Annotated in this window: 27 protein-coding genes; 15 read left to right on the forward strand and 12 right to left on the reverse strand. The window is 51.6% G+C overall.

Features of this window, described 5'->3' with window-relative positions; all coding sequences use genetic code 11:
• The first annotated feature begins 6 nt into the window (after positions 1-6).
• Positions 7-321: an MFS transporter gene (locus WKJ04_RS05150; RefSeq protein ID WP_337879422.1), complete on the forward strand. Its 315-nt coding sequence runs from the start codon at positions 7-9 to the stop codon at positions 319-321.
• Between the two features lie 45 nt (positions 322-366).
• On the opposite strand, the gene WKJ04_RS05155 is transcribed toward WKJ04_RS05150, so the two are convergent.
• On the reverse strand, positions 367-825 hold the full coding sequence (locus tag WKJ04_RS05155; RefSeq protein ID WP_337879423.1) for a DUF2141 domain-containing protein: 459 nt from the start codon (positions 823-825) through the stop codon (positions 367-369).
• Positions 826-885: 60 nt separating this feature from the next.
• A complete protein-coding gene (locus WKJ04_RS05160; RefSeq protein WP_337879424.1) occupies positions 886-1,659 on the reverse strand; it encodes a GntR family transcriptional regulator in 774 nt (257 codons plus the stop codon).
• 384 nt (positions 1,660-2,043) lie between these two features.
• Here WKJ04_RS05160 and WKJ04_RS05165 point away from each other — a divergent pair, with 384 nt between their 5' ends.
• From WKJ04_RS05165 to WKJ04_RS05195, 7 genes are all read left to right on the forward strand, one after another.
• Positions 2,044-2,820 carry a hypothetical protein gene (locus WKJ04_RS05165; protein WP_337879425.1) on the forward strand — a complete coding sequence of 259 codons (777 nt, stop codon included), beginning with the start codon at positions 2,044-2,046 and terminating at the stop codon, positions 2,818-2,820.
• Between the two features lie 99 nt (positions 2,821-2,919).
• On the forward strand, positions 2,920-3,930 hold the full coding sequence (locus WKJ04_RS05170; protein WP_337879426.1) for a hypothetical protein: 1,011 nt from the start codon (positions 2,920-2,922) through the stop codon (positions 3,928-3,930).
• 158 nt (positions 3,931-4,088) lie between these two features.
• Positions 4,089-5,288 (forward strand): CaiB/BaiF CoA-transferase family protein, encoded by a 1,200-nt coding sequence (locus tag WKJ04_RS05175; protein ID WP_337879427.1) that lies wholly within the window; start codon positions 4,089-4,091, stop codon positions 5,286-5,288.
• Positions 5,289-5,303: 15 nt separating this feature from the next.
• Positions 5,304-6,224 (forward strand): hydroxymethylglutaryl-CoA lyase, encoded by a 921-nt coding sequence (locus WKJ04_RS05180; protein ID WP_337879428.1) that lies wholly within the window; start codon positions 5,304-5,306, stop codon positions 6,222-6,224.
• A gap of 56 nt (positions 6,225-6,280) precedes the next feature.
• On the forward strand, positions 6,281-7,717 hold the full coding sequence (gene leuC, locus WKJ04_RS05185; protein WP_337879429.1) for a 3-isopropylmalate dehydratase large subunit: 1,437 nt from the start codon (positions 6,281-6,283) through the stop codon (positions 7,715-7,717).
• Entirely contained in the window at positions 7,717-8,358 is a 642-nt protein-coding gene (gene leuD / locus WKJ04_RS05190; protein WP_337879430.1) for a 3-isopropylmalate dehydratase small subunit, read from the forward strand. The genes leuC and leuD overlap by 1 nt, the downstream gene beginning before the upstream one ends.
• A 101-nt stretch (positions 8,359-8,459) precedes the next feature.
• Positions 8,460-9,620 (forward strand): MFS transporter, encoded by a 1,161-nt coding sequence (locus tag WKJ04_RS05195; RefSeq protein WP_337879431.1) that lies wholly within the window; start codon positions 8,460-8,462, stop codon positions 9,618-9,620.
• Between the two features lies 1 nt (position 9,621).
• On the opposite strand, the gene WKJ04_RS05200 is transcribed toward WKJ04_RS05195, so the two are convergent.
• From WKJ04_RS05200 to WKJ04_RS05220, 5 genes are read right to left on the reverse strand one after another with little or no spacing between them, the layout of a single operon-like run.
• Positions 9,622-10,497 (reverse strand): isocitrate lyase/phosphoenolpyruvate mutase family protein, encoded by an 876-nt coding sequence (locus tag WKJ04_RS05200; protein ID WP_337879432.1) that lies wholly within the window; start codon positions 10,495-10,497, stop codon positions 9,622-9,624.
• An 11-nt stretch (positions 10,498-10,508) separates the two neighbouring features.
• On the reverse strand, positions 10,509-11,288 hold the full coding sequence (locus WKJ04_RS05205; RefSeq protein WP_337879433.1) for a hypothetical protein: 780 nt from the start codon (positions 11,286-11,288) through the stop codon (positions 10,509-10,511).
• A gap of 56 nt (positions 11,289-11,344) precedes the next feature.
• Positions 11,345-12,532, reverse strand: a complete 1,188-nt coding sequence (locus WKJ04_RS05210; protein WP_337879434.1) for an MFS transporter — start codon at positions 12,530-12,532, stop codon at positions 11,345-11,347.
• Positions 12,526-13,314, reverse strand: a complete 789-nt coding sequence (locus tag WKJ04_RS05215; protein WP_337879435.1) for a hypothetical protein — start codon at positions 13,312-13,314, stop codon at positions 12,526-12,528. The genes WKJ04_RS05210 and WKJ04_RS05215 overlap by 7 nt, the downstream gene beginning before the upstream one ends.
• Entirely contained in the window at positions 13,307-13,792 is a 486-nt protein-coding gene (locus WKJ04_RS05220; protein WP_337879436.1) for a VOC family protein, read from the reverse strand. Before WKJ04_RS05220 ends, WKJ04_RS05215 begins: the two co-directional genes overlap by 8 nt.
• Before the next feature lie 122 nt (positions 13,793-13,914).
• On the opposite strand from WKJ04_RS05220, the gene WKJ04_RS05225 reads away from it, so the two are divergent.
• The 6 genes from WKJ04_RS05225 (at position 13,915) to WKJ04_RS05250 (ending at position 19,530) form a co-directional block, all read left to right on the forward strand.
• On the forward strand, positions 13,915-14,778 hold the full coding sequence (locus WKJ04_RS05225; RefSeq protein WP_337879437.1) for an NAD-dependent epimerase/dehydratase family protein: 864 nt from the start codon (positions 13,915-13,917) through the stop codon (positions 14,776-14,778).
• A gap of 23 nt (positions 14,779-14,801) precedes the next feature.
• Entirely contained in the window at positions 14,802-15,620 is an 819-nt protein-coding gene (locus tag WKJ04_RS05230) for an SDR family oxidoreductase (protein WP_337879438.1), read from the forward strand.
• Between the two features lie 33 nt (positions 15,621-15,653).
• Positions 15,654-16,478, forward strand: a complete 825-nt coding sequence (locus WKJ04_RS05235; protein WP_337879439.1) for a hypothetical protein — start codon at positions 15,654-15,656, stop codon at positions 16,476-16,478.
• A gap of 32 nt (positions 16,479-16,510) precedes the next feature.
• The gene (locus WKJ04_RS05240) at positions 16,511-17,857 is read left to right on the forward strand and encodes an MFS transporter (protein ID WP_337879440.1); all 1,347 of its coding nucleotides are present in this window, start codon (positions 16,511-16,513) and stop codon (positions 17,855-17,857) included.
• 4 nt (positions 17,858-17,861) lie between these two features.
• Entirely contained in the window at positions 17,862-18,713 is an 852-nt protein-coding gene (locus WKJ04_RS05245; RefSeq protein ID WP_337879441.1) for a hypothetical protein, read from the forward strand.
• 85 nt (positions 18,714-18,798) lie between these two features.
• Positions 18,799-19,530 carry an alpha/beta hydrolase gene (locus WKJ04_RS05250; RefSeq protein ID WP_337879442.1) on the forward strand — a complete coding sequence of 244 codons (732 nt, stop codon included), beginning with the start codon at positions 18,799-18,801 and terminating at the stop codon, positions 19,528-19,530.
• A gap of 247 nt (positions 19,531-19,777) precedes the next feature.
• On the opposite strand, the gene WKJ04_RS05255 is transcribed toward WKJ04_RS05250, so the two are convergent.
• On the reverse strand, positions 19,778-20,575 hold the full coding sequence (locus WKJ04_RS05255; protein WP_337879443.1) for an SDR family oxidoreductase: 798 nt from the start codon (positions 20,573-20,575) through the stop codon (positions 19,778-19,780).
• 102 nt (positions 20,576-20,677) lie between these two features.
• Between WKJ04_RS05255 and WKJ04_RS05260 the strand changes: the two genes are divergently transcribed.
• Positions 20,678-21,268, forward strand: coding sequence for a hypothetical protein (locus tag WKJ04_RS05260; protein ID WP_337879444.1), 591 nt, complete (start codon positions 20,678-20,680; stop codon positions 21,266-21,268).
• 203 nt (positions 21,269-21,471) lie between these two features.
• Here the strand turns inward: WKJ04_RS05260 and WKJ04_RS05265 are convergent, their stop codons facing one another.
• From WKJ04_RS05265 to WKJ04_RS05280, 4 genes are all read right to left on the reverse strand, one after another.
• Positions 21,472-21,963 (reverse strand): hypothetical protein, encoded by a 492-nt coding sequence (locus WKJ04_RS05265; RefSeq protein ID WP_337879445.1) that lies wholly within the window; start codon positions 21,961-21,963, stop codon positions 21,472-21,474.
• Between the two features lie 117 nt (positions 21,964-22,080).
• Positions 22,081-23,169 carry a hypothetical protein gene (locus tag WKJ04_RS05270; protein WP_337879446.1) on the reverse strand — a complete coding sequence of 363 codons (1,089 nt, stop codon included), beginning with the start codon at positions 23,167-23,169 and terminating at the stop codon, positions 22,081-22,083.
• A gap of 618 nt (positions 23,170-23,787) precedes the next feature.
• Positions 23,788-24,270 (reverse strand): hypothetical protein, encoded by a 483-nt coding sequence (locus WKJ04_RS05275; protein ID WP_337879447.1) that lies wholly within the window; start codon positions 24,268-24,270, stop codon positions 23,788-23,790.
• A 106-nt stretch (positions 24,271-24,376) separates the two neighbouring features.
• Complete coding sequence (locus WKJ04_RS05280) at positions 24,377-24,664, reverse strand: hypothetical protein (RefSeq protein ID WP_337879448.1); 288 nt, start codon at positions 24,662-24,664, stop codon at positions 24,377-24,379.
• Between the last annotated feature and the right edge of the window lie 65 nt (positions 24,665-24,729).

The raw sequence follows: 24,729 nt of genomic DNA on the forward strand, positions 1-24,729 counted from the left end.
TAAACCATGAAGCATTGCAAGCGGTTCCTTTTCTGGGTGGTGCTGGTGGTCGTGGTGCTGATTGGCTTAAGTGAAATTGGCGCCATTATTACTTCAGGTGTCCTGATTTCCCAGCAAACTCCGGCGCAAAACCGTGGAGCAGTGATCGGCATTTTTAACCTGTGCGGCGCCATCGGCATTCTGGTATCCAGTGTGGCAGGCGGTTATTTATACGACCACTGGGATCAGTCCGGCCCCTTTGTGTTTGTCGGCTGTTGTGGTTTGCTGGTGTTTATCTGGGGTCTGCTGGTGAAAAACAAGATAGTGCCGTTGAATCAGTAAGCTGGATGACACTCAGCTCAGAAGACTGAGCTGAGTGAAGTGGTACTAATCAATAGCCGTCAGTTTCAGCTGCTGCACTACAGGCTGATCAGCCAGCTGAAATAAGGCGTCTTTATAGTCCGGTGGGCCCATGCTGCCTTTGGCATTGTTGGAGGTAGCGACCGGCTCTTTTGGAATACCTATCCAGTTGCTTTTCAGCTCGGAGTTGTTGTCCAGATCCTGGAACAGGGAGATGGCGTAGTCACCGGCGGGCAGTTCCAGGCTGAGTTGGACGCTGGCGTCTTTCACCTGGCCTTGCAGCGGGAAACTTTGTTGTTTGAAGATTTCATCGGCTTTGTCAGACAGCCAGTGTTTTTTGTTGTCGTAAACCCGTACCACCAACTGGCCTTGTTCGGATTTCACCCCGGACAAGCTGATGGTCAGGTTTTGTGCTGACGCAGCGCCCGCCACAAGAGTGGTGGCGAGCAGGCAGATGGCTGGCAGACTGGCGATTTTTACGGTCATAGCACTTCCCTGGTAAAACATTAAATGGCCGCAAGACTGCAGAATGCCAGCGCTGCGGGGTTATTTCATCGAAAATTCCATCTCAAACTGGTACTGATCCGGGCGGTACACCGCATACATATGATCAAAGAGTTCGCCGTTTTTGTCGTACATAGAGCGGTCCAGTACCAACAGCGGTTTGCCGGTTGGAATACCCAGATGCATAGCGGTATCTACATTCGAAAGTGTGGCGGTCACCGACTGTTTCACTTTACCTAAATGCAGTTCAATACCGGCCATACGGAAGATATCCATCCGTGACATTTTCAGCAGGTTCTCTTCGCTGTACAGATCGCCTATATCGCGGGTCCAACTGCCGTAATAACCAAAAGGAATACCTTCGGACAAACGTACCCGTTGCGACTGGATCAGCTGGGTTTCGCCATCAATGCCAAAGCGCTCCTGAATATCCAGTGGCGGAATGGTTTTGCGGAACATCAATGACTGCACCTGGGTTTCGCGGCCCATAATGGCCAGGCTTTCCAGCAACCCTGAAATAGGCGCATTCAACTGCTCAGCACGGTGCTTGTAGGTGACGTGCGAGCCTTTGCCACGGTGACGGCTGATATAACCTTCTTCCGCCAGCTCGTCCATCGCCCGTTTGGCGGTAATTCTGGACACACCGAACACATCGGACAGCTGATGTTCTGTCGGCATTTTTTCACCGTAAGGAATTTCGCCTAAGTGAATTTTCTCCTTCAGGAATAAATACACCTGATGGTACAGCGGTGTGGGGACATCACTGACTAAAGCGTGTTTTAACCGGGGATCAGCTAACAGTTGTTCAAATGTCATAAGCTCTTGTCTTTTAAGGGTGTTTTTCTCAGTACCATTCAGCATAGTCTGAGTCACCGGGTTTTGTGAAAACGCTTAAAAAATAGCAATTTTCTATGTTATAGAGTTAGAACAATTATAACAAACATTTTACCGCGATTAAACGCAGAGTTTGACGGCTCAGCATTGTTTAACTACTGCTGCTGATGGCTTTGCAACACGTTAAGGCGAGCGCTGCCGGCTGATCGCGTTTCACTTTGGCCTTACTTATCAGATGCTTGTGGATCCTGCATAAATTATGTAGCCTTACTTTTCTTTAAATGATATATCATTAGTTCAAATAATGCAATTTATCTGAGTTTCAGCATCCCGCAGCTTTGCTGCGCAATGACTTAAGGACTGGCCATGCATAACTACCAAATAGCCCGCCGCGCTCAAATTGGCGTGATTATTCCCTCCACCAACACAGGCGTGGAGTATGACCTGCAGAAGTTACGTATTGATGGTGTCACCTGGCACCCGTCACGTTTTTTTATTGAGCTGCGTAACTGGGCGGATGAAGTGGCAAAAACCGGCGAATCTGACAACCAGGTGTTTGAGCGTTTTCTGGAAATTATGCGTGGAGAGATCCCTTATTCCATCCGCAACGTACTGAGTGCCAAGGTGAACCACATTATGCTCGGCATGTCGGCCGAGACCTTTTGGGGTGGGCTGGAAGGTAATATTGCCTTTGAGCGCGACATCAAAGATCAGATCGGCGATTTGGGTTTAACCACTGGTGCTGGCGCCACCAAAGACGCACTGGAAAGGTTCGGCTGTAAGAAGATCTCGGTGATTACGCCGTACCCACAAGTGGGTGATGAAAACGTGATCCGCTTTTTCAGCGACATCGGCTTTGAAGTGCATAAGGTCAAAGGCCTGAACCGGCCTTCTGCCACGGCGATAGCGGAAACGTCGATTAAACAGGTGATTGACGCGATTTATGAAGTAGACGCCGATGATGTGGACTGCATTATTCAGTGTGGCACCAATTTATCGACTGTGGATATTTTCCCCAGCTTTGAACATATTCTGGGCAAACCTATGTTGCCTATTAATACCTGCACAGTCTGGCATGCGCTGCGCGCCTGTGGTGTGAATGACAGAATTACCGGGATGGGGCGCCTGCTGGAAGAGTTCTAATTATACCCGTCGTCCTTGACGCTGCGGCTTTGTTGACGGCGCCACGTCGCAATTTCAACTGACCAGGCTAGAGCAGCTGGCCGATCATCAGGAGAGCTTATGCGTTTTAGTTTACCGCTGGGAATTATGGCCTGTCTGGCTCTTACTGGACTGATCTGGCTGCTGGGTCCTTACAGTGCGCATATTAACTTTGCGCCCGATCAGGGTGCTTTGTGGTATTACTGGCAACGACCGGACCCGGACTTCTGGAGCCGGCTTAGTGTCTGGGGTTTGTATACCGGCCATCAGCTGGCGATCTGGTGGCTGATTTACAGTGCCAAAAGCCGGTATTCAGAGCGCAGCCAGGACAGTAAAGCCGGTAGTTCTGTGTATCAGTCCTTTGGACTGCATACAGTGAATCTGTATGCGCTTGGCGTGAACCTGCTGTTTATTCTGCTGCATATAGGCCAGACCAAGCTGTTTTATGACGGTCTGGCGCAGGATGTCAGTAATATGAGTGCCCAATTTTCAGTGATTATTCTGCTGGTGATGGTGTTGCTGCTGGAGCATAAACGCCGGGGTTTGTTCTTTGGCAAAAAGCTGCCCGGCGCCGACCAAAGCTATGGCTGGGTTAAGCGTTACCATGGTTATTACTTTGCCTGGGCCATCATTTACACTTTTTGGTTTCACCCGATAGAAACCACACTCGGCCACTTGTTGGGCAACTTCTATATCTTCCTGTTGTTGCTGCAGGGCAGTTTGTTTTACACCAGGTTTCATCGCAATAAATACTGGACTGTGCTGCTGGAAACCTTTGTGCTGTTGCACGGTGCCATGGTGGCTTATGCCTCTGTGCATGGTGAATCGGCTGCTATGTTTGCTTTTGGTTTTGCGGTGATGTTTTTTGTCACACAGATTTATGGGCTGGGGTTCAGTCAGCGGCTGATCCGCGTGCTCAGTGCCTTATTTGTGGTGGTGGTTCTGCTGTATTACCAAAGTGATTGGTTCAGAGCGCTGGAAATCTTTCGTATTCCTTTGGTGCTGTATTTGGGCGTCGGGCTTTTTGTTGGCCTTCATCTGCTGGGCAAAACCAGTCGCCGCTTTTTCTTCAAACCGCTGCCGCCACGCTAAGTTGCGCTGCGTCTGTATTTTTCAAAAACAGTGACTTTCGGGTGACTTCAGATCGGCTGGCTTCCTGCCGCCCGTCAGACAATACTTGCTGAAAAAATCCAAATGATATAAAGTTATATCATTGTGTTCAAAAGCTGATTAACCCTTGGATCCAAACCATGAATAAACCTTTAGCAGGCATCCGGATTATTGACCTGACTCATATGTTATCCGGGCCTTATGGCGCGATGATTTTGTCAGATATGGGAGCCGACACTATTAAAGTGGAGCCGTTGCAGGGCGAAGGCACCCGCAAACTGCTGGCGACGGATCCAAAAAACTCGCTGGATGGTTTTGGTGCTTATTACATTACGCTGAACCGTAATAAACGCTCTGTCGCCATCGATCTGAAAACCGAAGAAGGCAAGCAGGTGTTCTACAAATTGGTGCAGCAAGCGGATGTGGTGATCAGCAATTTTGGCCCAGGGGTACCGGAGCGTTTAGGTATTGATTACGACACACTGAGCCAACACAACTCACGCATTATTACCTGCACCATTACCGGCTTTGGTTCGCAGGGCCCCGCGGCGAACAGGCCTGCTTTTGACCAGGTGGCACAGGCCTTTGGTGGGGGTATGTCCATTACCGGCACTGATGCCAACCAGCCTATCCGTGCCGGTATTCCTATTGGGGATTTAGGCGGCGGTATGTTCAGTGTCATGGGTATTCTGGGCGCTATTATTGAGCGGCAAAGCAGCGGCAAAGGCCAACATGTGGATATTTCGATGCTCGACTGTCAGATTTCCATGCTGAACTACATGGCTACTATGCACTTTTTGTCGGGTGAAGACCCATACCCTATTGGCAACGCTCACTTTGTGCATGTGCCGTACAACAGTTACAAAACCAGAGACGGCCACATTATTCTGGCGGTGATCACCGACAACTTCTGGCAGAACCTGAAAAAGGTAGTGAAAGTGCAGGAGTTTGAACAGGAAAAGTACGACACCCAACCCGGCCGGTTTGCCGACAAAGCCTTTATCGACGCCACGCTGAACAGCATTCTGGCGACTAACACCAATGCCCATTGGATCCGCATGCTGGAAGAAGCCCGAATTCCCTGTGCACCGGTGAACAAATTCAGTGAGGCGTTAAACGACTCGCAGGTACGGCACCGCAATATGGTGGTCGATTTACATCACCCGGACGGTAAGAAAACCCAGGGGCCGGGCCACCCGATCAAAATGTCCCGTACCAGTGAAGAAAGTTTTTCGGCTGCCCCTCATATAGGCCAGCACACCGATGAGGTGCTGTCTGCACTGCTGCACTTCTCTGCAGATGAAATCAGTGAGTTAAAGCGCAAAGGTATTGTGGCCTGAACGGGGGAGATAAGCATGAGCGAATTTGTCCGGATTAACGATGTAGGCCCACGGGATGGCTTGCAAAATCAGGCGAGGCTGTTAACTCCAGAGCAGCGGATCCAGCTGATCCATGGCCTGATTGACGCCGGCTTGCCGTCCATTGAAGTGGGCAGCTTTGTTTCCCCCAAAGCTGTACCTGCTATGGCGGGTGCTGACCAGATTGTGCACAGTCTGAATCAGGCCGGGCTGAATCAACGGGCTTACCTGCAGTCGCTGGTGCCAAATCAAAAAGGCTATGAACTGGCCAAAGCAGCCGGGGCCGAAGCCGTGTTGCTGGTGGTCTGTGCCTCTGAAACCATGAACCAGAGAAACGTCCGTATGGGCATTCAGGATGGCCTGGCGCAGGCACGCGAGATGATCCAGCAGGCCAAAGCCGATGCCATCGATGTACTGGCCTGTATCGCTGTGGCCTGGGAATGTCCCTTTGAAGGCAAAACCGACCCTGAAGTGGTGCTGGATATGGCGGCCCAGTTGTGTAGTTTTGGCGCTGATGAGCTGGTGATCGCCGACACCATTGGGGCTGCAACTCCCAAAGCGGTGCACAGCCTGATGCGGCAGCTGAACGCCCAGCAGCCAGAGCAGCTATTGGCCTGCCATTTTCATGATACCCGCGCTATGGGGCTGGCGAATGTGTATGCGGCTTTGGAAGCGGGCATCCGGCGTTTTGATGCCTCAGTTGGCGGTTTGGGTGGTTGCCCTTTTGCGCCCGGTGCCACCGGTAATATTGCCACCGAAGATGTGGTGATGATGCTGCAGCAGATGGGCTTTGAGACCGGTATAGAGTTGGAAAAATTAATGGCCGTGGGTCAGTTGGCCGGTGAGATGACAGGCACCGCAACGGGAGGCCGCGCCCATCAATGGCGCAGTTTACAGCTGCAAAAATCCAGACTCTGAGGTGTGGCTGAGCCTCGGTTTTTCCCGGCATTAACCTAACAAGACGAAGACTGATTATGAGTGGACAAACCCTGTACGACAAAATCTGGCAATCACATCTGGTCTCTGGAGATGACGAAGCGGCGCTTATTTATATCGACCGTCATATTATCCATGAAGTGACTTCAGCTCAGGCCTTTGAAGGACTGAAACTGGCGGGCCGTCCTGTCTGGCGCAGCAATTCTGTGCTGGCGACGCCGGACCATCAGGTACCAACCACGGACAGGGAAAAAGGCACAGCAGGCTTTACCGACAAGCTGGCTTTATTGCAGGTGACCACACTGGACAACAACTGCGATGAACATCAGATCGCTTATTTTCAGTTGCAGGACCCACGTCAGGGCATAGTGCATGTGGTGGGGCCAGAACAAGGTGCTTCATTGCCCGGCATGACTATTGTTTGTGGTGATTCCCATACCTCCACCCATGGCGCTTTTGCGGCGCTGGCACAGGGTATTGGCACCTCAGAGGTGGAGCATGTGCTGGCCACTCAGTGCCTGGTGCAAAAAAAATGCAAAAACCTGCGGGTGCGGGTGGAAGGCCAGTTGCAGTTTGGTATCACGGCTAAAGATATGATTTTGCATATTATTGCGCTGTTAGGCACAGCAGGCGGCACAGGCTATGCGATTGAATACGCAGGATCAGCCATTCGCAGTTTATCGATGGAAGGCCGGTTGACGGTATGCAATATGACCATAGAAGCAGGGGCGGCTATTGGCATCATTGCTTACGATCAGGTCACAGAAGACTATCTGCGTGACCGCCCTTATGCGCCCAAAGGCGAGCTGTGGGAACAGGCGGTGTTGTACTGGCGCACCCTGGTCAGCGACAGCGATGCCAAATTTGATAAAGAGCTGGTGATCCGGGCTGAAGATATTCAGCCGCAGGTGACCTGGGGCACCAAGCCGGATCAGGTGGTGCCAGTGACCGCGGCGGTGCCTTCACTGACTGCGGCCAAAGATGCAGTGCAACGTGCCGACTGGCAAAGGGCATTGCAGTATATGGCGCTGGAGGAAGGCGAATCCTTAACGGATCTGAAGCTGGATCAGGTGTTTATCGGCTCCTGCACCAATGGCCGTATTGAAGATATCCGTGCTGTCGCCAAAGTGGTTAAAGGCAAACAAGTGGCGCCAACCGTTAAACGTGCCATGGTGGTGCCGGGATCCGGCCTGGTGAAGCAACAGGCTGAAGCCGAAGGGCTGGATAAAATCATCAGTGCCGCCGGGCTGGAATGGCGGTATGCCGGTTGTTCTATGTGCAATGCGATGAACCCGGATTCTTTGGCCAGCGGCGAGCGTTGTGCATCCACCTCGAATCGTAATTTCGAAGGCCGGCAGGGCCAGGGTGGACGTACCCATCTGGTTTCACCTGCGATGGCGGCAGCAGCGGCTATTGCCGGTCATTTTGTCGATATCCGTCAGGTTGAGCTGGCGCAGCTGGAAGGGGAGTTGTAATGGCGGCTTTTATCACTCATCAGGGGCTGGTGGCGCCTATGGACAGAGCCAACGTTGATACCGACGCCATAATGCCCAAGCAGTACCTGAAATGTATTTTCAAAACCGGCTACGGTGGCTGGGCCTTTGATGACTGGCGTTATCTGGACGCCGGTGATGTGGATACGGACGTCAGCAGCAGGCGGCTGAACCCGGAGTTTGAGCTGAATAACCCGGCTTATCAGGGCGCCAGTATTTTATTGGCCCGGGAGAATTTTGGCTGTGGTTCCAGCCGCGAACATGCGGTCTGGGGCATCCGGGATCTGGGCTTTAAGGTGATTATCGCCAGCAGTTTTGCCGATATTTTTTACAACAATTGTTTTAATAACGGTGTGTTACCTGTGCGGTTACACCCGGAGCAGATTGACTATCTGTTTAGTCTGGCCGGGCAAGGGCTATGGCTTACCGTGGATTTGGCGCAGCAGTTAATTCTGTTACCCAACGGCGAACAGCTGGCGTTTCAGATCGAGCCCAAGCGCCGGGAAAAAATGCTGCAAGGGCTGGATAACATCGCCACCACTTTGCTGCAGCGCCGGGATATTCTGCTGTTTGAAAGCCGACACCAGACCAGTCACCCCTATTACTTTTTAACCTTGAGGTAGCTCTGCGATATAGGGCTTTGGGTTGGTCTGTAACTGGTCCTCCTGTTGGCAGCCAACCCAATTTTTTTGCCTCTTCCCAAACCAGTTTCAGGTAAAGCGTTATGCCAATTTTATTTTTTACTGTGCTGATTGACCTGATAGGTTTTGGCATGGTGATCCCCATTTTGCCTTTTATGGCGCCTCAGTTTGGTGCCAGCCAATTTGATATTGCCATGCTGATTGTGGCTTATTCTGTTTGTGCAGGTCTGGTCGGAGGCTGGTGGGGCAAACTCAGTGACAGGCTGGGCCGCAAGCCAGTGATTATTTTTTGTTTGCTGGTCACGGCTTTGTCTTACCTGCTGTTGGCTTTTGCTACCAGCCTAATGGCGGTTTATGTCGCCCGTATTGTCGCTGGCAGTGTGGCGGGAATTTATGGCGTGGCCTCGGCTATGGTGGCGGATTTATCCACACCAGAGCAACGCGCCAAAAGTATGGGGCTGATAGGCTCTGCTTTTGGGCTGGGTATGGTGGGCGGGCCTTTTTTAGGAGGGGTGCTGGCGGGGGATGCCATTAACTTTTTTCTGCCTTCTATGGTGGCCGCTGCTTTATCTGTGTTGGCCGCTGTGCTGGCGCTGCTGAAATTACCTGAATCTCATGGCCGGGAGCAGCGCCGCGCCCACCGGCTTTGGCGCAAAGAAACCGGCAAAGTGCGTTTTATGCAGTTGCTGAAACAAACCCGCAACAGCTGGCTCATCACCGAGTTTTTATTGCATTCCATGCTGGTGTCCACTGTCACTTATCTGTTCCCGCTCTGGATGGGGGAAAAATGGCAATGGGGGCCAACAGAAGTGGGCATAGTTTTTGGCATTCAGGGCTTAATGATGGCGGTGTTGCAGGCCAAACTGGTGGGGGTGCTGAGCAGTAAATTTGGTGAACTCAATGTACTGACAGGGGCTATGCTGCTGCTGACCGCTGGTTTTATTTTGGCGAGTCTGGCACAGCAGGAACACTGGATGATCCTGAGTTTCTTTTTGTGTATTACCGGTGCCAGCAGCTGCTCGCCTGTGCTGAATGCTTTACTATCGAAACGGACACCGCTGGAATACCGTGGCCGCATGATGGGCAGTGCCAGTGCTATGGGGGCATGGGGCCGGGTGTTTGGGCCTTTGCTGGCCGGTACTTTGTTAACTTTTTCCGGTTTTTCTTTGGCCTGGGCAGCCGGAATTCTGGTGGGCTTATTGTTTTTAAGCTGGCCTTTGTACGAGCGCAAAGGCCAACCGTAGATCAGCTGGCGTCGTATTTTTTCACCTGCTCCAGTAACGGGTCAGCATTAAGCAACTGATTGATTTGATTGAGGTCCAGCATGGGCTGGCTGAACTGACGGGTTTCGCCATGCTGCTTAATATGCTCTAGCAGCGCCTGAGCTGTGGGCACAAAGGCATGCAGCAGCGCCACAGGGTACAGCGCGACCTTGTAGCCCAGTTCCGCCAGTTCAGCCGCGCTGACGACGGGGCTGGCGCCGCCCTCGACCAGGTTATGCACCAGCGGCACTTTGGCGCCAAACTCCTGCGCTATCAGTTGCATCTGCTCAAGGCTTTTTGGCGCTTCGATAAAAAGTAAATCTGCGCCGGCCTCCAGATAACGCCGGGCCCTTTCCATGGCATCGTCAAAACCTGTCACACCCAAGGCGTCGGTACGGGCCACCAGCAGGGTTTGTTCAGTGCTTCTGCTGTCGACAAAGGCGTGAATTTTGCCGACCATCTCATTGCAGCTCACCACATTTTTACCTTTCATATGGCCGCAGCGTTTGGGCATCAGCTGATCTTCCATTTGCATGGCGCTGGCTCCGGCGCGCTCAAATACCCGTACTGTACGCTGGACGTTCAGTGCATTACCAAAGCCAGTGTCAATATCCACAATCAGCGGCAGATCGCTGATTTCACGCATCAGTTGGATGCAGTGGGCCACTTCGCTCATGCCAATCAGACCTATATCCGGTATGCCAAAACGGGAAAAGGCAATACCAGCGCCTGAGACAAAACCCACCTCAAAACCGGCCTGTTCCACCAGCCGGGCTGTCAGGCCGTCAAATAAACCCGGCGCTTTCAGCACACCGGGTTTTGCCAGTGCTGTTTGCAGCCGTTGATTGTGTGTGGTCATAAAGAAGCCGCCTATGCAGGAATACGGGTGTGTTCGGCCAATAAAGAGCCAAAACCACGAATGCGATCCGGAATGCCGTTGCTGCGCAGCGCATGCCAGAAAGTCAGCGCATTAATCGCCAGCACCGGCTTACCAAGCTCCTGTTCCAGCTTGGCCGCCAGCTCAACAAAATATAAATTGGTGCCGGCCTGTAAAATCAGATCCACATCATCGCCATTAACCTGATCCACCAAAGCGCGGGTTTTGGCAAAGTCTTCATGCGCAATCTCCACCGGCCCCGGTGAGCAGTGGCCGGCAATACGCACCACTTCGTAGCCAATGTCGGCCATAAATTTCACCACCTGGTTGTCACCGACCGGCATATAAGGCGAAATCACACCAATACGTTTCACCTTGGGATAACATTTCAGCGCGTCCATAATGGCCTGAGCACCAAAGGTGATGTTGCAGTTGCCTTTGGCCTGGGCTATGTCGTTGTATTTTTTGAATTCGCGGTCAGAGCGGCCTTTGCCATCCCAGAAGGTTTCTGCTGAATAACCAAAAATCACATGGTCGGGCCGGCAGGTCAACGAGTCCAGTAAGCCCTGCTCAGTGGCTGCCCCTATAGCCTGCACCATTTCGACAAACTCCTGCTCATTGGTCACTTTAAAGGGGGGGATCACACAAGCCCGTGTCGCCAGCACCACACCTTCAGGGCACATTTTGTGGTACTCAGTTTCTACTGCTGTGTTGGTCGATGGCACCAGTACAGCGAATTTTTTGCGGTAACCGTAATAATCCAGAGTTTTCATAGGTTTTATTCCTCAGTGAATGGGTTCAGGGTGAATCTTTTATTCGTGTTTTGGCTTTAGTTAACCGACCATTGCCTCTGAATGGCCTGCGCCAGAAAAAACAGCGCAATGACACAGCAGCAGGCCAGTATCAACGGGCTTTGTATGCCAAACAGCAGGTAGATGCTGCCGGTCGAAAAGGTCGCGACAGTGCGTGCTAAAGTGCCAGCGGATGAAAACAGTCCCAGCAGCCGGCCTTTTTGATGGGCAGGTGCTTTTTGCGACACCAGACTTTGGATACAGGTCAGCATTAAACCGCTGGCTGCCGCCTGCATCGACATTGCCAGCAATACCAGAGCGTACAGCTGGTTTGCACCGCTGATAATCATCAGCAGCATGCCTGCGGCGTACAGCCAGCTGCTGAATTTCAGCAGTTGCTGCTCACCAAATTTGCGGGTGAGTTTGCCCACCAGACCCCCTTGCACCGCCGCCAGAGTGAGGCCGGACACCAGCAGCATAGGAGCCAGCCCCTGCGGGCCGCTGATCAGGGCCAGATCTTTGGCCCAGAGTGGGAAAATCGATTCGAATAAGCCAGCGGCCAGATTAAATAACACACCACAGCAAATAATCAGCAGCAGTACCCGCTCTGAGAGCAGGCCTTTTAATGCTGTCCATGGTGAATGCGATGGCGCGGCGCGATTCTTCAGCCGCAGTTCTTTGCTTAAACTTTCTTTCAGGAACAAAGCGATGCCCACAAAGGAAATAAAAGACAAGGCAGCTGAAGTGAGGGCGGGTAGCAGAAAATCAGCAGCGGCAAAATTATCACCGGCCATCAGGCTTCCAAGCGCCGGGCCTATCACAAAACCTAAACCAAAGGCGGCTCCTATCATACCCATGCCTTTGGCTCTGTTGGATTCATCTGTGATATCGGCAATATAAGCCTGCGCTGCAGCGATGTTGCCCGCCATAGCACCGCTGAGTAAACGGGAGAAAGCCACCAGCCACAAGCTGTCGGCAAAGGCCAATAACAGATAACCCAGACAGGCACCACACATACTGAGCATCAGCACAGGCTTACGCCCATACCTGTCACTTAAGCGGCCAAGCAATGGCGCTGAGCAAAACATCGCCAGCGAATACAGCCCCATCAGCAGGGTGGCGGTCTGAGCATTGCCGCCAAGTTGCAGCACGTAATAGGCAAAAATTGGGATCATGATGCCAAAGCCAATCATATCGGCGAGGATCAGCAGAAAAATATTCAGCATAAGAAGTCCTGTGGGTTCAGGGTGGGTATATGGCTCGGATCTGTTTCCAGCTCCACCTGCCAAAACTGCTGTGGGTTTTGTTGCCAGTGATACTTCAGCAACAACCCCTTGTTATCTATCCAGAAGCTGGCGTCATCCTGCGCCTGATAACGCTCTGACAGATAACGGTAGCGCTGTGCCCGATATGGCTGGCCACCCATCTCAATCACTTCCTCTGCTATCAGTGTGCTACTGCGCACTGTTTCAGTTGGTTGTAGCAATGTGGTTCTGTCTGCCGGCTTGTTGATGTCCGGTACCAGAGTCGACAGCGGGCCACTAAGTGCCAGCTGTTGGATCACCTGACCACTGAATACCCGCAGCAGCGGGAAATACAAAAAGGCTTCTGGTTTATGCAACTGGCTGTTGCTCAGGCCTGTGTCATCTGTCCTTAACAGCTGCAACTGCCGTGTCTGCTGACAAAACTGATACAGAGCGCTGATATCGTTGTGGCCTTGTTGTTGCCAACGGATTTCACTGTAAAAATTGCCCGGTACTGACGGGTTTTGTGCACAAAACTGCGGTGATTGTTGTCGCTGCGTCACCAGCAGAGCAGCCTGCAAGTGTTCGATAAAACGGGCGCTCTGAGTCAGGCATTGCCCCTCTGAGTTCTGTGCTTTGATCCAGGGTTCGGTAATAGCCTGCAGTTGACCATTGAGCCGATAGCGGTAACAGCCCTGTTCGGTCAGCTGATAACCAGCGGGCAGGGGGAGGGCCTGAAGTAAACGACTGAATGGATCAGGCATGTTCAATCACTTCAATCAGCTCAACCAGCAGCCCACCTGTGGTGGCAGGATCCAGATACACCATCTTTTTCGCACTGGTTGAGGTTTTGGTCATGGTAATAACCCCGTCCGGTGTGACATGGCCGGGCCGGATGCCATGACTGGCCAGTAACCTCATAGCACCGTCTATATCCTTCACCCGCCAGGCGACATGATTAATACCGGCGCTGCCACTGCTACCCGGAGTCAGCAACAGGTTTTTAAAGTGCTCTGAAATGGGCTGGATCAGCTCAAATTCCATGTCTTTGACTTTAATCAGCGCAAAACGCGCTGGCACATTTTCTGTCTGCTCAAAAGGCGGCAGCACCAGAATATCTGCAGCCGAAACACCGTACAGTCGCTGAAAACCGGCAATGCTGGCTGCCAGGTCGGACACTATATGGCCAACGTGCACAAAGCCAATGATATGGTCGGACAGGATCTGTCTGGTGCTTGTCATTTGTTGTTCCGCTCCGCTTGAACGCAGCATGCGCTGCTTTTTATTTTTGCCATTTGACTAAATGATATATTATTAATACATTATGTCTATCTTGAAGCAAGATCACAATAAAAAGGCTATGCATGAAACTCTTTATTCTTGGTTTGGGCCATGTCGGAAAGGCGCTGGCGAAAAAATTGAAAGCGGATGGTCATCAGGTGGTGGGCAGCACCACAACAGCGGCCAAGGTGGCTGAACTGGAGTCGCTGGTGGATGCTGTGGTGGTACTCAAAGGTGACGAAACCGCCAAAGTTGCAGCTGCTGCAGCGGGTTGCGATGCCATTATCGTCACTGTGGCACCCAATGTCAGAAACACCAGAACCAAAGAAGAACGTGAAGTGCATTACGAACAGGTGCTGGTGCGCAGCTGCGCGAGTGCAGCTTTGGTCTGTACACGGGTGATCTTCTTATCGTCGTTTTCAGTGTATGGCGATGGTGGTGTTGGCACAGCAGCTATTGATGAGCTGACACCAACGGCCAATCATCAGGAACCTTCGTCCAAATACTATCAGCTGGCCGAGCAACAGGTGCTGACGTCCGCTTTGGGCTGCGTGTTGCGTTTCCCTGATATGTATGGCGCTCCGGGTGATTTCAGCTTCCCGCAGCGGGTCAAAATGGCCATTGATTATTTTGGTGGCAAGGCCATTTTCAGCGCTGATGCGCCTTTGTACGCCATTCATTTTGAAGATGTGGTGGACGCTGTGCATCACGTCATTCAGGCGAAGCTTAGCGGCATTTTTAATGTCTGCGACAACGGCCAGGTGCCAGCCAGCAACAAAGCCGTGTTTGACGCTATCTGCGATCAAAACGACTGGCCACGGCTGCAGTTTCTCGACCAAATCAAAGCACCGCTGCGCAAAATTTCTGCGGCAAAAATTTACGCGACCGGCTATCAGGTGAAACACCCGGACCCGAACGCCAGTCTTGTCGCCAGTGCATTGGCCTGAACCGGCAATTAAGGAGCAGGCAGATGACACGAATAGTAATTACCGGCAGCACCAAAGGCATCGGCAAAGGCCTTGCCGCTGAGTTTGCCCGATTAGGACATAAGGTGGTGATCAGCGGCCGGCGGCAGGATGACGTGGATGCCACTTTGGCTGAACTGGGTTATCCGTCCGATCAGCTGACAGGGCTTGCCTGTGACAGCGTTGACAAAACGCAAGTGGAAGCCTTGTGGCAATTCGCTTGTGAGCAGTTTGAGGGCGTGGATATCTGGATCAATAACGCAGGTTTAGCCAGAACGGTCTGGCCTATCCTCGACACCCCGGATAGCGAGGTGGTGCAGATGGTGCAGACCAATATTATCGGCACCATCAATGGCTGCAAAGTAGCGGCCAGTGGCATGAAAAAAGCTGCCAGCCAGGGTTTTGCCACAGAACCACAGAAAATTTTCAATATGCTGGGCGGTGGCAGTGACGGCGAATACTTTGCCGGTATGGGCGTGTATGGCACCACCAAAAGAGCGCTCGATTACTTCACCACAGCCCTGACAAAAGAGCTGCAGGCTGACCATATTCTGGTCGGCAAAATCCGTCCCGGCATGATTATTACCGAAGGTGTGATCCGCGAAGCTCAGGCAGACATCAACAATTTTGAGAAGCGTCGCAAGTTCGCCAACCTGTTGTGTGATCACGTCGAAACCGTTGCGCCTTATCTGGCTCGTGAAATTCTTGCGCTGAATAAAACCGGCCAGAAAATCCGCTGGCTGACACCACTGAAAATGACAGGCCGCATGCTGTCCGGCCTGGTTCGGCCAACTGCGGATAAATTTAGCCGTTATGGCTTGTAACTCTTTTATCAGGCAACAAAGCAGAGAATGAAGATGTCAGAGATTAAAAATAAAGAAACCAAAACCCTGGATGAATTTTTGGCCGAAAATCCGAATGTGGATGTCAGCCGCTACTGGGAACGTTGCTGGGGCATTTTGACCGCGCTGAAACAGAAGATCACCACAAGATTTCCGCATCTGAGTCAGCACCCTTCGACTTTCGACCGTGAGTACTACACCTCACCCAATGGTGAGTTTGAAGGCTCTTATGCCGCCTGGACAGGTAATGGCGTGGAGTGGCTGGTGAATTCCTGGATAGGCAACCGCAAGGCCAGCATTCTGGATATGAATACCACAGCGTTTTTGGGCCAGGAAACCGACGTCCCCCATCTGGTGATTGTATTTGGCACTGTGCCTAAGCTGTTTTGTTATTGCGACTATACCCCCCGCAAGAACCTGCTGACCGACGTGGCTTATCTGGATAAATACTACGGCCCTGAAGTGAACGACTGGTATATGAAATTGCGGTCACACCCGAATTTCCACTGGTCGGTCAGCCATGGCAACTATATGCGTGCTTTGATCAACCCGGCGACCCAAAGCTTAATGGGTGAGTTAAATGACGAGAACATCAGCATTTTTGAAACCTATCTGCACGAAATGGTCGACCGCTGGCTGGGCTGGTTAGACAAGGCCACGCCTGTGCCTGAAGCGGAGCGGGCTGAACTGCAACGTACCGATCACATTATCCGCGAAATGAGTTACCGCCGTGATCCGATGAACAAACTGGCGGCCAATGTGTTTGGTCAGGCTGAGGTGGAAAAGATGATCGAACTGCGCATGGGCAAAGCGCAAATCGACGCCAACGCCAGCTATTAACGGTTGATACAGGTGCAACAAGGAGGCGACAAATGATGGAGCAGGTGCAATCGGCAGCCGCTAAAAAATTCTTTGGCGTCCAGCTGGTGGATGGTCTGAAGCGCCGTAACTGGCTGACGTATTTGTTTGCGGTGCTGATTTCGTCAGGTTATGCCGGAGCTTTGTCGATATTGCAGCCCGGTCTGCTGCAGGTGATAGGCATTCCTTATACCGAACAGGCCACACTGACAGGCTTATTGGGCGGTCTGCAGGAAGTGGTGTTTATCCTGATGATGGGGCTGTATGGCGTGCTGGCCGATCGGTTTGGCCGGCGGGCTATTTATGTTTTTGGTCTGGCGACCACAGCTCTTGGTTTTGCGCTCTATGGCAGTGCCACTTCGGTGGAACAACTGGTGGCTTACCGTCTTATCGTGGCTTTTGGCTCTGCCGCTATGGTCGGCATGATGGTGACAGTAGTCGCTGACTATTCAGCAGATTGCAGCCGAGGCAAAGCCAATGGCACTCAGGGCGCTATTGCAACCCTAGGGGCTTTTATTCCACCTGCACTGGCCGGTTTACCACAAAGTTTTGTCGCACAGGGTTATAGCGAAGCTGCTGCGCAGCAGGCCACTTTTGCTGTGGCCTCAGCTTTGGGCGTTGTTGCTGCTGTGGTGGCGCTGTTCGGCTTGTCAAAGCAGGTGGGGAAAGTGGTGAGCGCGCAAAAAGAGCCCTTGCTGCGGCTGTTGCGTCAGGGCGCTGTGGCCGCCAAAAAACCAGCCATTGCACTGTCGTACGGCGCCGCCTTTATTTCGCGTGGCGACCTGGCTGTGACCGGCGCTTTTATGGGGCTTTGGCTGGTGCAGTACGGTACCGGCACCCTTGGCTTGTCCGCCAGTGACGCCATGGCACAGCTGGCGATGCCCGCCATTTTGATGGTGGTGTCCGGCGCTTTGGTGGGTTCTGTTCTGACCGGTTACCTGAGTGACAAAGTCAGCCGTGTGACAGCGGTGACCATAGCTTCTGGCCTGGCGGCCTGCGTTTATGGCGCAATGTTTTTTGTCAGCAACCCGACAGTCTCCTGGGTATTCCCGCTGCTGTTTGTCATGGGCATTGCTGAAATCAGTGCTTTTGTGTCCAGCCAGGCCTTGGTTGGCGAACAAGCCCCTGCAGAGCGCAAAGGGGCTGTCATTGGTTTATTTGGCGTGGCCGGTGCCGTGGGCATTCTGGTCGCAACCACAGGCGGCGGCTACCTGTTTGCCCAGCTGTCACCCTCTGCCCCCTTTGTATTGTTTGGGGTACTTAATTTCGTTGTTTTTGTTTGGAGCCTGCTACTGCGCAAGCCCCAGCTCAACTCAACATCCGACTATTCACAGAACACTGTATCTAACCAGGCAAGGTAAACACATGACACAGAGCCAACTTGTAACCAAACCCATGATGACTGAAGAATTCGCCCGCCACCTGGCCAGCGGATTAAAAATGGACACCAGCGAAATCTACCAGCAAGTGCTGAGCCTGCGCGACCGCATTTGGGACTATGTCAGGGCCGAGCTGGCTTTTACCGAAGATTTGGGTTGCCAGGATATTCATGAATTCACCGACTTAGCCGGTAACCCACTGGGCAGGATGCGTAACTTTACTGGCCAGGGCGACAACCCGGTGGACTGGGTGATCCACTCCAATATAGGCTTGCCGGAAAATACCTTTACCAATATTCACCTGACGTTCTGGATGAAAGACAGCACTGACATTCCGCACTTGGGTCTGGCCTTTGGCACTTTACCTGAAGCTTTTTATTACGCTGACCTGATGCCCCGTTATGAGCTGGTGACCCACCCGAATTATGTCGAAAAGTATTACGCACCTATTAACCATCTGGCGCTGGAGCACCTGAAGGCGTTACATGAGGAAGGAGTAAAACCTTTCCATGCCGCTATGCCATTTATTCGGGCCAGCATCAGTCCCTGCGCCATTTGTGGGGTTGGCCCGCTGGCGTTTTTCAAGCAACATGCAGAAGCACAGATCATGGCGTTGGTGAGTTATTGGGTTGGCCTGGTGAAGCAAGCCCGGCTGGACACAGACGCAGAAGCCTGTGCAGAGCGACGCCAGCGTGACTACCAGCAGCGCAAAAACATTGTCTACCTGGACCCGGCCAACCCTATTGCCGAACGTTTGGTGGGCAAAGACGCCGCCGACCGTTTAGTGCGCATTCTGGCGGGTGAAGAGCGTAACGGTCAGCCTTACGCTCAGGTGTAACGGCCTGCCGCTTGTCGGGCTGGTTCAACTGAAGTGGTGGCACAAGACTGAACTTCAGGCGCAACGGGAATAATTGGAGTGCTGGATGTTAAAAAAGATTGTGTTGGGAATTGTGGCACTGCTGGTGCTGACGATCGCGGGCACCTTAGGCTGGATGAGTATTCCTTTTGCTTACCAGCACGAGGCGACTGCAGCGGCGCTGGTCTCGACCGATCAGGTGCGGGTGACACAAGGTGATTTTATCAGCTTTGAACCGGCGCACAGCGTGCCTGGCAAAGGCATTCTATTTTACCCGGGCGGTAAAACCAGCCCCGAGACTTTTGCACCTTTGATGCGGCGTTTTGCCGGGCAGGGTTATCTGGCGGTGATAGTGCCGATGCCATTTAACACGGCTTTTCTGGGCATCGGCAAAGCAGACGAGGTGATTGCCGCTTATCCGGCCATCCGGCATTGGGTGATTGCCGGGCATTCTTTGGGTGGCGTGGCCGCAGCTGAGTATGTAAAAACGGCCGACCCAAGCCGGGTGGAAGGATTATTGCTGCTGGCGTCTTACCCCGGCAGCGACATCAGCCAGCTTGGCATTGCGGTCAAGTCGATTTCAGGTTCAAAAGATTCTCAGTCAACGCCACAGAAAATCAATGACAATAAAGCCAAACTGCCGGCCGCAACTGAGTACGTGGTGATCGAAAACGCCAACCACTGGCAGTTTGGCTCTTTTGCGGCAGAACTCAGCACAGAGCAGGGCTTAATCAGCCCGGCCGGGCAGGCGGAGCAAGTGTTTAACCAAAGCCTGGCGTTTTTACAACGGTTACCCTAAGCCTGCAGAGCGGGCGCAGCAAGCTACGCCCCTACGCAATTACCGATGCCATGCGTAGGGGAGGGTTTTAACCCTCCCGAGCCGGATCAGCCTAAAAGACAAAGCCCCAGACACATCAACCACGACAGCCCAATCACCAATAAAGGCGAGCGGGCGCAGCAAGCTACGCCCCTACGTCATTATCGATGCCATGCGTAGGGGAGGGTTTTAACCCTCCCGGGCCAGAGCAGCCTGCAAGAACGAAGAGTTAACCCTGGTCGGCAAATAAATCGCGTTTATTAAAGCCCGCGGTCATAAAGCGGACAAAGGCTTTGCCGCCGGTTAACCAGGCCACTTTGGCGCCGGTTTTATTGGTGGCCAAAATGCCATCCACCAGCCAGGGCGTGACGGTTTCTACTTTGTCACCCAGGATATTGAAGATCTTCTTCACCTTCTGCCATTCGGCCGATGAGGTGTCATAGTCACCCACTAATAAGTCCGTCACTACAATGCCCGGGCTTAAGGTATTCACCTGCACCGCCGTGCCTTTTACTTCCTTTTGCAGTGATTTATTCAGGTAGGTGACCGCGCGTTTGGTAGCGCCGTAAATCGTCATGCCGGGCTGGGTAGCGTCGTTACTGCCAAAGCCTTCCATATTCCAAACCTGACCATAATTTTGCGCCTTCATACCTTTAAGTGCCACGCTGCTGGCCAGCGCCACACCGCCTAAGTTAGTGGCAATAATGCTGTGGACTGCGGCAGGGTCCTGCTGCTCCAGTGGTTTGCGTGGCAGGCTGATACCGGCGTTGTTAATCCAGATATCCACCCCACCAAAGGCGGAAACTGCATGGTCCCACACGGCCTGCAGCTGCTGGTAACTCGTCACGTCGCAGGCCAGCCCAGTCACCTGGGTTGGGCTGAACATCCGGCCAAATTGGCCGACAACCTCGTCTACCTGGGGTTGTGAGCGGCCGGTAATCACCACTTTGCAGCCTTGTTTTAAAAAGTTTTCCGCCAGCCCTTTGCCAATGCCGCGGGTACTGCCGGTGATGATCACTGTCTTCATGCTGATTGCCCCTGTTTTATCGAAAATCCACCATTCTTTAATTGTTATAACTTTAATACAAATGTAAGCTGGTGAATAGAGTAAATAGCAGCAGGACCAGTGATGACAGCGGTTTTTTCCATTGGCAGTGTAGGCCACACCTTAATGCAGCTTCGGGGCACCTGGCACGACAGCGTGGAGTTGTTTCAGTTAGACGGCACCCCATTGCTGGACGACACCCAGGCTGGCAGTGGCACTCCGGGCCAGTCGCCTTTTGACAACCTGGTGTATATCGATTTTGACGGCCGTTTTTTTAAGATCACCAATGTGCATTTTCGCGGCCGTCCGGCGCTGGCCAAAACCTTTACCGGTGAGCTGAAAGATGGCGTGCTGGTGTTTGACCCTATGGGGCCCGGCAGTTATGAAAACGTTGGTATGTCGGGTGGGCCCGGCATTCTGACCTTTAGCGCCCGCCAGCTAAATCAGGCCACTGATGTGTATATGGAGCCGGATTTTATTATGGTCACAGCACCAGGCCACAGAACCCGGCACACAGTATTGTACCGCAACGGCCAGGCCACCCGCACACTCACCGCCAAAGGCGTACGCTTATCCCCCAGCTGCGACGTGCGGCACCCACTAGACCCCAGAGGGGTGGAAGGGCCAGTGCATGAGGCAAAGTTTGAAGCCAGGATTTGGCAGCATTTGGTGTAAGTTCCGCGCTAGGGGCGCTGCGGCTGTGTTGACCCTGTGAAATATCACGTCATCCATCCGCAGTTGCGCTTGCGCATGACTGCCTGTTTTAACAAAAAGCCAGTTATGCCTAGGTCAGCAAACAGCGGAGTTAACGCCCGCCACAAACGCGAGCAACTTGTTGCGAGTCGAGCGCCCAACGGGCGCGTTTTTGATGGCGCTTGTTATGGGCATTTAGCATCTCTCAGTGCAGGAGTGCTAATCATCAGGGGTACGACACCATCATCGAATGCATGTGGTGAGTTTGGCTCAACCCAAATTGGCCTGTCCCATACGAAGCAAGATGGTATTTCAACGGATCTTCCTTCTGTATCAAAATCTAAAAGCCCTGCTTTAATCACCCAGCAATTTCCTACACTGCCATAAGGGTAGTTGATTACTTTATTAATTCTCAATCGACTCCCTGGCTGAAGTAGTGCAACTTGCTCTGCACCTTTCTCGCGGTGATGAGTCTGACTCTCAACACTAAGAAACAGGTAGTTTGTAGAAAACTTTAGTACCCGTTCTTTATCTGAACCTTTAGCGAGAATTAATTGGCCAACCTCAGTCAACTCATAACATTTATTCATAATACTCTGGCTAAAACTTTTGTTTGAAACATCAACCGAAGCACAACCAGTCAAAACACTAAAAAAGAGTAGGATCATCAATCGCACCTTGGCCTCCCATAACGCTTTGCTTTGGGGCAGACGAAACAGAGCGAAGCGGCGTGTAGGCTGTCCCAGCCGCGTTGCGGCGACAACAGCAATTTGTTAGGAGTTTTATTTCACTCACTAATTACTCATTTCCTTTATTGCTTCATCAAGTAAACTATCGGTTTTCGGACCAACTGTTCCTTTTAGCGATCTTAGCGATTTAATCGCATTACTAGCTTGCTCTTTGTTTAGATAGGGAGACAAACCCTTCATTATTAATGCTAAATTATATCGCCCATTGTCGCTATCGACCTCTTGCCAGTGCGAGAGTGCTAGGTTTAATAGCCTGGGGTCTCCTAGGTCATACAGAAACTCGCCCGCATATATTCTGATAGTCCTATCACTATCCGTAGCGAGGCGGAGCAATTGCTCAAGATCGTCAGGTTGCAGCAGGCCTATTACTTGCGTTCGAAGATCTTTATTTTCGCGCATCATCTCAGTGAGAGATACCACTACACCCAACTTTGTTCTGTAATCAATACCCGGGGAAGAAAGCGCCACCATCAATGGACGCACAACTACTATCCCTTGTTTTGCAATAGCACTTCGTGCAGTTCGACGTTTCGTGGTATCGTCTGACGTAAGAGAGTTAATTAGATCGCTTATTTCGGTACTCGCAGGCTGGGGAGCCTCCAAATTCGCTCCGTCCAAAGCTAATGAACTTTCGCGAATCAACCGCGCTTTTGTATTTGCTACCGCAATATCTGTTGCAGTACTTTCTTTTGAGGTTGATATTTTTGCGGCATCAATAATTGCATCCCTTTCTTCTGTACGAAGGCTGTAAAGGTGATCCAGAAATCCTCTCCACCGGTTTTGTTCCGACTCTTGATCAGATAGATAATAGTAATATTCAGCCAAAATTATCCTATCGTTTAAATTCTTGCTTCTTCCCTCTTGACCGATGGAAGCGAGAAAATCTCTATTAAGAGTGGTGTTCTTTAAATTTGATTCTTTTTCTTGAATCTCTAAGGCTGCCTTTTGTTTCATTGTTTCAATTTGGACTGCAAAATATTCAGTTGCGTACTGTTGAGCGAAGGGAAAAAATGCTGCTGCCAGGCCGACGGCGCCTGTACCTAACGCAATTTTCCAAATACCGGCTCGCTGCTCTTGGCGTTTTGTTTCAGCCTCGATTTCGAATTTTTTTAGCTCTAACTCTTCCGGCGTCATCGATTTTCTCCAAAACTCCTAACGCCCGCCACAAACGCGAGCAACTTGTTGCGAGTCGAGCGCCCAACGGGCGCGTTTTTGATGGCGATTGTTATATGCCATGGGCTAAAACGTAGCTTTTAATAAAAACGAAAGCCCCATATGGATAAAGTATTATTTGAACCCAAAACATGGCCCAAGTAACTTTCCCCATGTGCTTAGCCATAAAGGTATTACACCTATCGGGAGCTCTCAGCTTCAACGCAGTGTAGCGGAAATCTAGCAGTCTACTGACGGTAGCTACACATCCTGCAGCGGCGCTAAAAGCCCATATGATCAGAACGCACTCTAGAACACTATGCCCCTTGGCACTTGATAGCAAAAGATTAATAACATACGCCAAGGATGCGACGGAAAAGCCCAGGAATAAATTTATTGAAAATGAAAACTGACTAATTCGATGATTTTGCCATCTTGCGTATCGCTCTCGATTTTCAGGTGTCACAAATGTACTCCATGGAATGGCATATAACGCTTCAAACACCGGCGTGGTGAAGTTGGCGGCTTTTGTGCGTGTTTTTGCACAAAAAGTGACAGCTTTGCCACGTCCGCGTGCTTTGACTTGTTACACGTTTCTTGCTAACGAAAAACATTGCCTTCACCTGCTTGCGCAGAAATTTCACCGTATTGGAGCTGACCATCGTTTAAAGTGTAGGGAAGCAGAACAACGACAGAATAACCCGACTCATGATCCAGCTCGATGGCTAATGCATCTGAAGGTTCGCCGTTAGCTAATTGAACCCTAACATCGTAGACCAGAGCAGTAGCTTTATATTCCTTATTCTTGGCTGCCGTATGAAATGCCTTGTGAAGCATATCTATAACCGCTGACGATGGTGGATGCTCGTCGCCATCATAGGCTGCGACACTGACAATTTTCCCTTCGGACGTCATTGCGCCGCCATAGGGAAAGAACTCACCATGTTCTGATAATAGTTTTTCTGCAAGCGGCAAAACTGCATCCATTAATTCTTGTGACTCTTCTTTACCTTCTTGCACAGTTCCTCCTAAGCAAAACCCTGAAAATACCACTATTACTGTTGCAATGGTTCGTTTAATCATGACGTGTAACGCCTTGCTTTGGGGCCGTAGTGAAGCGCAGCGTAACGAAGGTCCCAGCCGCGCAGCGGCGACAACAGCACTTTGTTATAAGGCACTTGCACCATAGCTAATTGTTTCTATTCATGTTCTTTGCTCGTTCATAGCAAGCCCCACACAACAAAGTTACACCAGCGAATTCCTCGGATTCATCATTCCATTCGCCGCCGGTGCTGTTAACTTTATCTTCGCAAGCACTACACCATGAATCTGGGCGTTCATCGCCCGGCTCCGGCTCAGCAGACCAAAAACCCCTGAGCTTACCATCTCGAAGGCTTTGCACAATATGTTGGCATACATATGTCGCTTGTTGCTTTCCATGAGTGCAGCATTCAACAAATTGTTCTTCTTCGCTCATATCTCGAATGCCTTATAACGCCCAAATTTAGCGCGGAAAGCCGCGCAGCGGTTTGACGTCGCAGC

The organism is Rheinheimera sp. (assembly GCF_037442345.1).
Classification (GTDB): Bacteria; Pseudomonadota; Gammaproteobacteria; order Enterobacterales; family Alteromonadaceae; genus Pararheinheimera.